Here is a 12,158-nt window from a genome sequence, read left to right on the forward strand (position 1 = left end):
AGGGCGCGGTTACCGCCGCGCCAACACCTTTCACAACCTGGAGGAATCGTGATGTCTCACGCCCCTACCCTGCAAAGTTTCATCGCCGGTCGCTGGATCGGCCAACACGGTGCCCAGGTGCTGCGCAGCGCCATCGACGGTCACGAGATTGCACGCACCCACGAGGAACGCCCGGACTTCGCCGAAGCCGTCGAGCACGGTCGTCGCCAAGGCATCAGCGGCTTGATGGCGCTGGACTTCCAGCAACGGGCGCAACGTCTCAAGGCACTGGCCTTGTACCTGAGCGAACGCAAGGAACAGCTCTACGCGATCTCCCACCACAGCGGCGCCACTCGCGCCGACAGCTGGATCGATATCGAGGGCGGCAACAGCACGCTGTTCACCTACGCCAGCCTCGGCTCGCGGGAACTGCCGTCAGGCAACATCGTCCACGAAGGCCCGGCGATGCAGCTGAGCAAACTCGGCACCTTCGCCGGCACGCACATTCTGGTGCCGCGCGGTGGTCTGGCGGTGCACATCAATGCGTTCAACTTCCCGATCTGGGGCATGCTGGAAAAATTCGCGCCGAGCTTTCTCGCCGGCATGCCGTGCATCGTCAAACCGGCCAGCGCCACCAGCTACCTGACCGAAGCCGTGGTGCGGCTGATGGACGAATCCGGCTTGCTGCCGGCGGGCAGCCTGCAACTGATCATCGGCAGCACCGGTGACTTGCTCGACCGTCTGCAAGGCCAGGACGTGGTGACGTTCACCGGTTCGGCCGACACTGCCGCGAAGTTGCGGGTCAATCCGAACCTGATCCGCAACTCGGTGCCGTTCAACGCCGAAGCCGACTCGCTGAACTGCGCGATCCTCGCCCCGGACGTGACCCCGGACGACGAAGAGTTCGAGCTGTTCATCAAGGAAGTCGCACGGGAAATGACCACCAAGGCAGGGCAGAAATGCACCGCCATCCGCCGGGCGATTGTGCCGGCCAAACACATCGATGCCGTCGCGACCCGTTTGCGCGATCGCCTGAAGAAAGTCGTGGTCGGCGACCCGTCGGTGGAAGGCGTGCGCATGGGTGCACTGGCCTCTCACGATCAGCAAAAGGACGTCGCCGAGCGTCTGGAAAGCCTGCTGCAAAGCAGCGACCTGCTGTTTGGCGCTCGCGACGGTTTTGAACCGCGTGGCGAAAACGTCAGCCAGGGTGCGTTCTTCGCGCCAACCCTGTTGCAGGCCCGCGACCCGCACGCTGAAGGCGGCGCGCACGACATCGAAGCGTTCGGCCCGGTCAGCACGCTGATGGCCTACGACGACCTCGACGAAGCACTGGCCCTGGCCGCACGCGGCAAAGGCAGCCTGGTGGCGAGTCTGATCACCAAGGATCCGCAGATCGCCGCCAAAGCAATCCCCGTCGCGGCAGCCTGGCACGGTCGCTTGCTGGTGCTGGACCGCGAATCCGCCGCCGAATCCACCGGCCACGGCTCGCCCCTGCCACAACTCAAGCATGGCGGACCGGGTCGTGCCGGTGGCGGTGAAGAGCTCGGTGGTCTGCGCGCGGTAAAACACTACCTGCAACGCGCCGCCGTGCAAGGCTCGCCGACCATGCTCGCCGCCGTCACCGGTGAATACGTGCGCGGCGCCAAGGTCATCGAGACTGAAGTACATCCGTTCCGCCGGTTCTTCCAGGACCTGCAGATCGGCGAGTCGCTGCTGACCCACCGTCGCACCGTGACCGAGGCCGATCTGGTGAACTTCGGTTGCCTGTCCGGCGATCACTTCTACATGCACTTCGACGAGATCGCCGCCAAGGAATCGCAATTCGGCAAACGCATCGCCCACGGTTACTTCGTGCTGTCGGCGGCGGCTGGTCTGTTCGTCTCCCCGGCACCGGGCCCGGTGCTGGCCAACTACGGCCTGGATACGTTGCGCTTCATCAACCCGGTGGGCATCGGCGACACCATCCAGGCGCGCCTGACCTGCAAACGCAAAATCGATCAGGGCAAAAAGAGCCCGCAAGGCATTCCGCAGGGCGTGGTGGCGTGGGACGTGGAAGTCACCAACCAGCTGGGTGAACTGGTCGCCAGTTACGACATCCTCACCTTGGTCGTCAAACGCGAGGATTAACGCAGGCCTGTAGACGCTGGCTTGCTGGCGATGGCGGCCTGAGGATCGATGCAAATCCAAGGGCCTCATCGCCGGCAAGCCGGCTCCTACAAGGGTTTTGCGTGAACGCCAGTTTCAACGTTCACACCGATCCACTGTAGGAGCCGGCTTGCCGGCGATGACGTCCGCATGATCGATGCACATCCAAAGGCCCCATCGCCAGCAAGCCGGCTCCTACAAGGGTTTTGCGTGAACGCCAGTTTCAACGTTCACACCGATCCACTGTAGGAGCTGGCTTGCCGGCGATGTCGTTCGCATGATTGATGCACATCCCAAGGCCCTATCGCCAGCAAGCCGGCTCCTACAAGGATTTTGTGTGAACGCCAGTATCAACGTTCACACCGATCCACTGTAGGAGCTGGCTTGCCGGCGATGACGGCCTGAGGATCGATGCAAATCCAAGGGCCTCATCGCCAGCAAGCCGGCTCCTACAAGGGTTTTGCGTGAACGCCAGTTTCAACGTTCACACCGATCCACTGTAGGAGCCAGCTTGCTGGCGATGGCGTCCGCATGATCGATGCACATCCAAAGGCCCCATCGCCGGTAAGCCGGCTCCTACAAGGGGTTTGTGTGAGCTCCGGTTTCAACGTTCACATCGACCCCACTGTAGGAGCCGGCTTGCTGGCGATGACGGCCGCATGATCGATGCACATCCCAAGGCCCCATCGCCGGCAAGCCGGCTCCTACAAGGGGCTTTCTGCGATTTCCTGTTACAGCGCCTTCGCACTGGTTTTTGCCAGTGACAGTGCGTTTATTGCCTTCTTCAGGGATATGACCGGCATCACCCCTGGCCACTGGCGAAAATAAGCACCTGACGATCGGCAGCAGAAATTAATTGCGACCAAATATTACATACGTCATATTACGCACGTAATTAAACGCCGATTCCCACAGGTAATCCTCCATGACCAGCATGCCCAGCCTTGAACCCGACGTTGCCGTTGCGGTGAGCACGCCCAAGCCTCCCCTGCTCAAGCGCCTGATCCTGCTGACGCCGGCCATTGCTGCCCTGGTATGTGCAGGCCTTTACGCCACCCATTGGTGGACCGCCGGGCGTTTCATCGAAGAAACCGACGACGCCTACATTGGCGGCGACGTGACGGTGATCGGGCCGAAGGTCGCGGGTTACATCGAAGAAGTGCTGGTCAGCGACAATCAGAAAGTGAAGGCCGGCGATGTGTTGATCCGCCTCGACTCCCGTGACTACCGCGCCAACCTGGCCAAGGCCGAAGGCGCGGTGGCTGCGCAAGAAGCCTTGCTGGCCAACCTCGACGCCACCGAACAACTGCAACACGCGGTGATCGGTCAGGCCCGTGCCGGGATCGATGCCACCGGCGCTGAAACGGCCCGCTCACGGGACGACAATGCACGCTACAAACGCCTGGTCGGCAGCAACGCCGTCTCCGTGGAAAGTGCGCAACGGGCCGACGCCACCTTCAAGACCGCCCAGGCGCTGAGTGCTCGGGCCCAGGCTGAACTGCTGGCGGCGCAACGCCAATTGAACGTGATCGACACTCAGAAACAGCAAGCACGTGCCGCGCTGATGCAAGCCCGGGCCGAACGAGACCTGGCGCAATTGAACGTCGGCTACACCGAGTTGCGCGCACCGATGGATGGCGTGATTGGCAATCGCCGGGCGCGGGTCGGTGCCTATGCGCAAGCCGGTTCGCAGCAGTTGTCGGTGGTGCCGGCCAGCGGGCTGTGGGTCGATGCCAACTTCAAGGAAGACCAACTGGCGCACATGACACCGGGCCAACCAGTGATCATTCACGCCGACGTGCTCTCCGGGCAGGTATTCCACGGTCACCTCGACAGCCTCGCGCCAGCCAGCGGTTCGCAGTTCAGCGTGTTGCCACCGGAAAACGCCACCGGCAACTTCACCAAAATCGTGCAGCGAGTGCCGGTGCGGATCGTGCTCGATCCCGCCGACGGCGTGCTCGGGCATCTGCGTCCCGGCCTGTCGGTGACCGCTGAAGTCGACACACGCAAGGAGCCTGAAACGCCTGCCGTGGCCAGCGCGCCATGAGCCGCGCCCTCGCCGCCCCCGCGCAGCCGTTCAACGCCGCCAGCATGGCGACGGCGACCAAGGTGTTCGCCTTCGCCACCATGTGCATCGGCATGTTCATTGCCCTGCTGGATATCCAGATCGTTTCGGCTTCATTGCGCGATATCGGTGGCGGACTTTCGGCGGGCACTGACGAAACGGCGTGGGTGCAGACCAGCTACCTGATCGCCGAGATCATCGTGATTCCGCTGTCCGGCTGGCTCTCCCGCGTGTTCTCGACCCGCTGGCTGTTCTGCGCATCCGCGGTGGGTTTCACCCTGGCCAGCCTGCTCTGCGGCGCGGCCTGGAACATTCAGAGCATGATCGCCTTCCGCGCCCTGCAAGGGTTTCTTGGCGGCTCGATGATCCCGCTGGTGTTCACCACGGCGTTCTTTTTCTTCACCGGCAAACAACGGGTGATCGCCGCCGCGACCATCGGCGCAGTGGCGTCCTTGGCACCGACACTGGGACCGGTGATTGGTGGCTGGATCACCGACGTTTCCTCCTGGCACTGGCTGTTCTACATCAATCTGGTGCCGGGGATTTTTGTTGCGGTAGCGGTGCCGATGCTGGTGAAAATCGATCAGCCGGAACTGTCGCTGCTCAAGGGCGCCGACTATTTGAGCATGGTGTTTTTGGCGCTGTTTCTCGGCTGCCTGGAATACACCCTCGAAGAAGGCCCGCGCTGGAACTGGTTCAGTGACCGCACGATTCTGACCACCGCATGGATCAGCGGCCTGGCAGGCCTGGCGTTCATCGGCCGGACCTTGCACGTGGCCAACCCGATCGTCGATTTGCGCGCCCTCAAAGACCGCAACTTCGCCCTCGGCTGCTTCTTCTCGTTTGTCACCGGGATCGGCCTGTTTGCCACGATTTACCTGACGCCGCTGTTTCTTGGCCGGGTGCGGGGTTATGGCGCGCTGGACATTGGTCTGGCGGTTTTCTCCACCGGGGTGTTCCAGATCATGGCGATTCCGCTGTACGCCTTTCTGGCCAACCGCATCGATCTGCGCTGGGTCATGATGACCGGCCTCGGGTTGTTCGCTTTGTCGATGTGGGATTTCAGCCCGATCACCCATGACTGGGGAGGCAAGGAGTTGATGCTGCCGCAAGCGCTGCGCGGAATTGCCCAGCAACTGGCGGTGCCGCCGGCGGTCACCTTGACCCTCGGCGGTCTGGCGCCGGCGCGACTCAAACACGCTTCCGGGCTATTCAACCTGATGCGCAACCTGGGCGGAGCCATTGGCATCGCCGCCTGCGCGACGATCCTCAATGACCGCACCAACCTGCACTTCACACGATTGGCGGAAAACCTCAACAGCACCAACGAAGCCCTGAATCAATGGCTTTCCCAGGTCGGCAACAACTTCGCCACGCTCGGCCAAAGCGGTGACGCGGGTGTCACCGCCAGCCTGCACCAGCTATGGCTGCTGACCTACCGCGAAGCGCAGACACAAACCTACGGCGATGCGTTTCTGATGATCATGGTCTGCTTCATCATCGCCACGGCGATGGTGCCCTTGATGCGCAAGGTGCAACCACCGGCCGCGCCGTCAGCGGACGCTCACTGATCAGGCCTGAGGCGTTTTACGGAAGCCTACGGCCAAACGATTCCAGCTGTTGATGGTGGAAATCGCCACGGTCAGGTCGACCATTTCCTTGGGGCTGAACTGCGCAGCGACCACGTCGTAATCTTCGTCCGGAGCGTGGGTCAGGCTCAGTTGGGTCAGGGACTCGGTCCAGAGCAACGCAGCACGTTCGCGGTCGGTGAAGAACGGCGCCTCGCGCCAGGCGGTCACGGCAAACAGGCGACGCGGGGTTTCGCCGCCCTTGATTGCATCGGCGGTGTGCATGTCGATGCAGAAGGCGCAGCCGTTGATTTGCGATGCACGCAGCTTGACCAGTTCGATCAGGGTCTTTTCCAGCGGCAGCTTCGAAACGGCGGTTTCCAGGGCGATCATGGCTTTGAGGGCATCAGGGGACGCGGTGTAGAAATCGATACGAGGTTTCATGGCAGGCTCCAGGAGCAAGTGGGGGTGGAGCTAAGTTAGTCCCGCAGGCCGGCTGCTGGAATATCCAATTTCTCAGAAGTCGAGTAGACCGCCGCCCCCCTTGTAGGAGCCGGCTTGCTGGCGATGCGGGCAACTCGGAGCAAATTGATGAGTGAGGTGATGCTATCGCCAGCAAGCCGGCTCCTACAGGGGGGGCAAAAAATAGTCTGTCGGGCTGATTGCCAGCACTCGGTCCTCGCCACTAGAATGCGATCAATTCTTAATTGCATCAGGCCAGGACGCCGGAAAAGAGTATCAGTCCCCCATGTCGTCAGCCGACCAGCCTTTGAACCAGCAAATCCATACCCTCTACAGCGAACACCACGGTTGGCTGCAGGGATGGCTGCAGCGAAAACTCGGCAATCGCTGCGACGCGGCGGACCTGGCCCACGATACGTTCCTGCGTTTGCTGACCCGGCAAGTCGTCAAGCCCTGGGGCAGCGAGCCCCGGGCACTGCTGACGCACATCGCCAAGGGCCTGGTGATTGATCGCTGGCGTCGACAGGACATCGAACGCGCCTATCTGGAGACCATTGCCCACCTGCCGGCCGCGGAGGTGCCGTCACCGGAAACCCGCCTGCTGATTCTCGAAACCCTGATGCGCATCGAAGCGCTGCTGCGCGAATTGCCGGCCATCACTCGAGAAACCTTTCTGCTGTCACAGATCGAAGGGCTGACCTACAACCAGATCGCCGCACGCCTGAATGTGTCGCTGATCACCGTCAAACGGCACATGCGCACCGCGTTCATTGCCTGCCTGAGTGTCGCCTGATGAATTCGTCGATGATCAACCCGCTCATTCTCGGCGAAGCTGCCGACTGGCTGGTGCAGTTGCATTCAGGCAGCGCGACGCCGTCCGACCATCACGCCATTGCCCAATGGCGCAATCGCAGTGCCGAGCATGCGCTGGCCTGGCAACGGGCCGAAGCGCTGCTCGGAGAATTTCGCAGCGTGCCGGCCAACCTGGCCATCCAGACCCTGCAGCGAGCGGCACGCAAGGATGGTCTGAGCCGCCGCCAGACCCTCACGCGTATTGGCTTGCTGCTGATGGCCGGCCCCTTGGGCATCGCCTCGCAACACGTGTCCTGGCAACAATGGACCGCCGATCAGCGCACGGCAGTGGGCGAACAGAAAAACCTGCAACTGCCCGATGGCAGTCAGGTGCTGCTCAACACCGAAAGTGCGGTGGACATTGCCTTTACCCCGCGCGAACGCCGAGTGGTACTGCTGGATGGCGAAGTGTTGATCAGCACCGCCAAGGACCCCGGCGCCCGGCCCTTTATCGTCGAAACCCCGCAAGGCATCGCACGTGCGCTAGGTACGCGGTTTTGCGTGCGCATCACTGGCTCGCGAAGCCAGGTGTCGGTGCTCGAAGGGCTGGTGGAAGTCACGCCGCAGTTGCTCCAGCAGAGCACGACCCTCAAGGCCGGTGAGCGCCAGAGCTTCAAGCTCAATCGCCTCGACCCACTCGAACCTTTCGACACCAGCGCCCTGGCCTGGGACAAGGGCATGTTGCTGGCGAGCAATATGCGCCTGGACGAATTGCTCGGCGAATTGAGCCGCTATCGCCCCGGCGTGTTGCGTTGTCATGCGGATGTCGCGGGGTTGCGGGTGTCGGGGGCGTTTTCCCTGCGTGACACCGATGCCAGCCTGCGTCTGCTCAGCGATACGCTGCCGCTGAAAATCAGCAGCCTGACCCGCTACTGGCTGTCGGTCGAGCCGCGGGCCTGAGTGCGCTGAAAAACTATTTCACAGTCCCCTGATACCTTTCCGCGTTTCGTTCGGTGTGTGGATAGACCTCTTCAATTCCACGCGCTCGACAGGAACGCCGAATGACTTCGACACCGCTGCACCGCCCCGCCGATTTCCCGCTCAAGGCCCTGAGCCTGAGCATTGCCCTGGCCTTTACCGCGTTACTGCCGATCAACAGCCATGCCGCTGACACCGTCAGCGAAAGTGCCAGCCGCAACGTCGACATCGGGCCGGGCTTGCTCAGCCATACCCTGGCGCAATTCGCCGTGGCGGTCGGCGTGCCGTTGTCGTTCGATCCGGCGCAACTGGGCAATCGCCAGAGTCCGGGATTGCAAGGCAACTACAGCGTGCAATCAGGCTTCGCGCAATTGCTTGAGGGCAGCGGTTTCGAGTTGATCAGCACGGGCGGAAACGGTTACACCGTGGCGCCGCGAGTCTCTGCCAACGGTGCACTGGAGTTGGGCGCCACCAGCGTCAGCGCCCTGCGCGACGACAACGCGGACACCTACGGTGGCGGTCAGGTCGCCAAGGTTGCGCAGATCGGCATGCTCGGTAACCAGGCCTTGAAAGACCTGCCCTTCAGCGTCACCAGCTACACCGCCAAAACCATCGCCGACCAGCAAGCGCAGACTGTGGGCGATGTGTTGCTCAACGACGCTTCGGTGCGGCAGTCCGCCGGCTTTGGCAACTTCTCCCAGGTGTTCGTGATCCGCGGTTTGCCGCTGCTGTCCGATGACATTTCCTATAACGGTCTTTACGGCATCCTGCCCCGGCAGATCATCGCCACCGAAGCGCTGGAACGGGTCGAGTTGTTCAAGGGACCGAATGCTTTTGTGAATGGTGTTACGCCCAGCGGCAGCGGGATTGGCGGTGGCGTCAACCTGCAACCCAAACGCGCCAACGATGTGCCGACCCGCAGCGTCACCCTCGATTACAGTGACGATGGCCGAGTGGGCGGGCATCTGGACCTGGGCCAGCGCTTTGGTGAAGACAACCGATTCGGCGCGCGGGTCAATCTACTGCAACGCGAAGGCGCCACCGCCGTCGATGACGAAGACCGTCGCTCGTCGCTGATCAGCGTCGGCCTGGACTACCGAGGTGATCGCCTGCGGGTGTCGACGGACCTGGGCTATCAGAAACAGGTGATCAATCAGGGCCGCTCGGTGATCTATGTCGATTCGACCTTGAGCAAAGCGCCCAAGGTACCGGATGCCAACGCCGGTTACGCACAGAGCTGGAGCTACTCGCAACTGGAAGACACCTTCGGCATGGCCCGCGCCGAGTATGACCTCAGTGACAACTGGACCGCCTATGTGTCCGGCGGCGCCAAACACACGCGGGAGAACGGCGTGTATTCGTCGCTGACCGTCACCGACCTCAACGGCAATGCCCGGGGCGGCATGCTCTACTCGCCTCACGACGAGGACAACAAAAGCCTGATGACCGGCCTCAACGGCCACTTGAACACCGGGCCGATCAGTCACCAATTGAACCTGGGCCTCGCGGGTATCTGGGGCCAGCAACGCTCGGCGTTCGAAACCATAGGAACCGCCACGCGCTACAGCACCAACCTCTACGACGTCACGGACAAACCGCGCCCAAGCCCCACATCGTTTGCCAGCGACATTCACGACCCGCGCATCGTCGGCAAGAACACCCTGCGCAGCGCGGCGGTGTCCGACACCCTGGGTTTCATCGATGATCGCGTCTTGCTCACCCTCGGCGTACGGCGCCAGACACTCAACGTCGACGGCTGGAACACCACCACCGGCGCGCGCACTTCAAGTTATGAAGAGTCGATCAGCACGCCGGTCTATGGCCTGGTGATCAAGCCGTGGGAACACGTTTCGTTCTACGCCAACCGCATCGAAGGCCTGGCCAAGGGCCCGACGCCGCCGACCAGCGCGATCAACCGCGACGAGACCTTCGCCCCGGTGCGCAGCAAGCAAATCGAAGCCGGCGTGCGCCTGGACATGGACACCTATGGCGCGAGCCTCGGCGTGTACCGCATCGAACAACCGTCGAGCTACACACAGGACGGGATCTTCCGGGTCGATGGCGAGCAGCAAAACAAAGGCGTGGAGTTGAACGTCTATGGCGAGCCGCTTGATGGCCTGCGCCTGCTGAGCGGTGCGACGTTGATGAAAACCGAAATCGAAGGCAGCACCAACGGGGTCAACGACGGCAACCGCGCCGTCGGCGTACCGCGTTTTCAACTCAACGTCGGGGCGGATTGGGACGTGCCGGGGATCGAAGGCGCGGCGCTCAGTGCGCGGATGCTGCGCACCGGCGGGCAATACCTGAATGCCGCCAACACCCAGAGCATTCCGGCGTGGAACCGCTTTGATGTGGGGTCGCGGTATGCCTTCAAGATGGACGAGAAGTACATCACCTTGCGCGCCAATCTGGAGAACGTGGCGAACAAGGCGTATTGGGCCTCGGCGAATGGCGGGTACCTGACGCAGGGTACGCCGCGGACGCTGAAGGTGTCGGCGACGCTGGATTTCTGATTGTTTGTGGTGAGGCCAATATTGCCTTCGCGGGCAAGTCGGGTCGCCGCACCGCTCGCTCCTACAGGGGATTGAGTCGTACCTGTAGGAGCGAGGCTTGCCCGCGAACCGCGAAGCGGCCATCCAACACCAACCGCTAAGCCCTACTGCGCAACCACTGCAAAAACCCCTTCTTCTCCACCACCTTCGGCGTTTCCTGGGTCAACGTCTGAGCCTTGTGCAAACGAAAATCCAGCAACGCCTTCATCGCTTCGCCGATGTCATGCCGCGCATCCAGGCACGGTTTGAGGTAGTCCTTTTCGATCCGGTACAGGCTGCAGGCGGTCTTGGCGCTGAAGTCCGCCGGCAGCGCCGTGTCCGACAGGATCCCGCCCTCGCCGATCACCTCGCCCGGCCCCATGCGCCCGGACTCGAACTTGCCCCCGGCGCGGCTCAGCGCCACCGAGACCACGCCGGATTCGATGATAAACAGATGATCGCTGACCTCCCCCGCCGGCAGGATCATTTCCCCGGCGCGGAAGTTTTGCAGGGTCATGTGCTGGCTGAAGGTTTCTTTTTCTTCCTGACGCAAAGTCGAGAAGATCGCCGAGCTTTCCAGCAACGCCCGTGGCCGCGACAGGTTCATCGGTGCATTCGATTCGACGCTGGACAACAGGCTCACGCCCGACGCTTGCAAGTGCCGGAACGCCAGATCGAACAGCAGATTGCGCACCATGCGCTTCTGGTCCATCGAGACCACGAAGCCGCTGATTTCGTATTCCACGCCGGTGGCGCTCGAACCTTTAAGCGCGACACACGGCGCTGGCTTGGCCAGCAGGTATCGGCACCCCTCCATCGCCCGCTCCAGCGCATCGATCACCGTTTGCGGACGGGCGTGCGGGCTCAACTGCAAGCTGATCGACACGCCGAAAATGTCGCTCGGCCGGCTGAAGTTGATGATCTTGGCCTTGGCCGCCAGCGAGTTGGGGATCACCGCCATGCTGCCCTGGGACGTTTGCAGGCGCGTGGCACGCCAATCGATGTCGGTGACCCGACCTTCGGTGCCGTCGATAGAGATCCAGTCATCCAGTTGATAGGGTTTGGTGGTGTTGAGGACGATCCCCGAGAACACGTCGCTGAGGGTGCTTTGCAACGCCAGGCCGACGATGATCGCCAACGCGCCGGACGTCGCCAGCACGCCTTTGACCGGCAGGTCGAGCACGTACGCCAGGGCCGCGATGATCGCGATCAGGAAAATCACCGCGCCCAGCAAATCCTGGAGCAATCGACCGGTGTGCCCGACCCGTTGCATCATCCCTGCGCCGATCAACACCGTCAGGGTGCGCGCGCCGAACAGCCACCAGCCAATCTGCAAGCCGGTCGCCGCCAGGTGCAACGGCACGTTGTCCGCCCAGGGCGCGGGCTCCAGAGGGTTCAGGCCTTCGTTGAACAACAGGATGCTGAACAACGTGAAAATCAGCAGCCGCACCAACAGTTTCCAGTTGCTGCCACTGGCACTGATCAAGCGCCACAGCCCCAGATCGATGATGATCAGGATCAGGGCACAGACCAGCGGGTGATTGGTAAGCAGTGACAGCATCAAGCAACTCCAGCCATGTACGGATGGGCACAGTGTAGGAGCAAACGCAGTCGTTGGAACAACACAAAACACTGTAG

Annotated in this window: 8 protein-coding genes; 6 read left to right on the forward strand and 2 right to left on the reverse strand. The window is 62.2% G+C overall.

Translation table 11 applies throughout. The features are described 5' to 3' along the window. The first annotated feature begins 51 nt into the window (after positions 1-51). The 3 genes from paaZ (at position 52) to KGA97_RS22050 (ending at position 5,760) form a co-directional block, all read left to right on the forward strand. Positions 52-2,106: a phenylacetic acid degradation bifunctional protein PaaZ gene (gene paaZ, locus KGA97_RS22035; RefSeq protein ID WP_207286228.1), complete on the forward strand. Its 2,055-nt coding sequence runs from the start codon at positions 52-54 to the stop codon at positions 2,104-2,106. 943 nt (positions 2,107-3,049) lie between these two features. Then, positions 3,050-4,171 carry an HlyD family secretion protein gene (locus tag KGA97_RS22045; protein WP_223481494.1) on the forward strand — a complete coding sequence of 374 codons (1,122 nt, stop codon included), beginning with the start codon at positions 3,050-3,052 and terminating at the stop codon, positions 4,169-4,171. Then, entirely contained in the window at positions 4,168-5,760 is a 1,593-nt protein-coding gene (locus KGA97_RS22050) for a DHA2 family efflux MFS transporter permease subunit (RefSeq protein ID WP_223481495.1), read from the forward strand. The genes KGA97_RS22045 and KGA97_RS22050 overlap by 4 nt, the downstream gene beginning before the upstream one ends. Here KGA97_RS22050 and KGA97_RS22055 read toward each other — a convergent pair whose 3' ends face one another. Continuing rightward, positions 5,761-6,201: a carboxymuconolactone decarboxylase family protein gene (locus tag KGA97_RS22055; RefSeq protein ID WP_223435355.1), complete on the reverse strand. Its 441-nt coding sequence runs from the start codon at positions 6,199-6,201 to the stop codon at positions 5,761-5,763. Positions 6,202-6,505: 304 nt separating this feature from the next. On the opposite strand from KGA97_RS22055, the gene KGA97_RS22060 reads away from it, so the two are divergent. From KGA97_RS22060 to KGA97_RS22070, 3 genes are all read left to right on the forward strand, one after another. After that, entirely contained in the window at positions 6,506-7,012 is a 507-nt protein-coding gene (locus tag KGA97_RS22060) for a sigma-70 family RNA polymerase sigma factor (protein ID WP_008040017.1), read from the forward strand. After that, a complete protein-coding gene (locus KGA97_RS22065; RefSeq protein WP_008040015.1) occupies positions 7,012-7,971 on the forward strand; it encodes a FecR domain-containing protein in 960 nt (319 codons plus the stop codon). The genes KGA97_RS22060 and KGA97_RS22065 overlap by 1 nt, the downstream gene beginning before the upstream one ends. 101 nt (positions 7,972-8,072) lie before the next feature. Further along, entirely contained in the window at positions 8,073-10,502 is a 2,430-nt protein-coding gene (locus KGA97_RS22070; RefSeq protein WP_223481496.1) for a TonB-dependent receptor, read from the forward strand. Between the two features lie 136 nt (positions 10,503-10,638). Here the strand turns inward: KGA97_RS22070 and KGA97_RS22075 are convergent, their stop codons facing one another. Continuing rightward, complete coding sequence (locus KGA97_RS22075; protein WP_008040011.1) at positions 10,639-12,081, reverse strand: mechanosensitive ion channel domain-containing protein; 1,443 nt, start codon at positions 12,079-12,081, stop codon at positions 10,639-10,641. Positions 12,082-12,158 lie beyond the last annotated feature (77 nt).

Origin of the sequence: Pseudomonas sp. BF-B-15 (genome assembly GCF_019946675.1) — a bacterium.
Taxonomy (GTDB): domain Bacteria; phylum Pseudomonadota; class Gammaproteobacteria; order Pseudomonadales; family Pseudomonadaceae; genus Aquipseudomonas; species Aquipseudomonas migulae.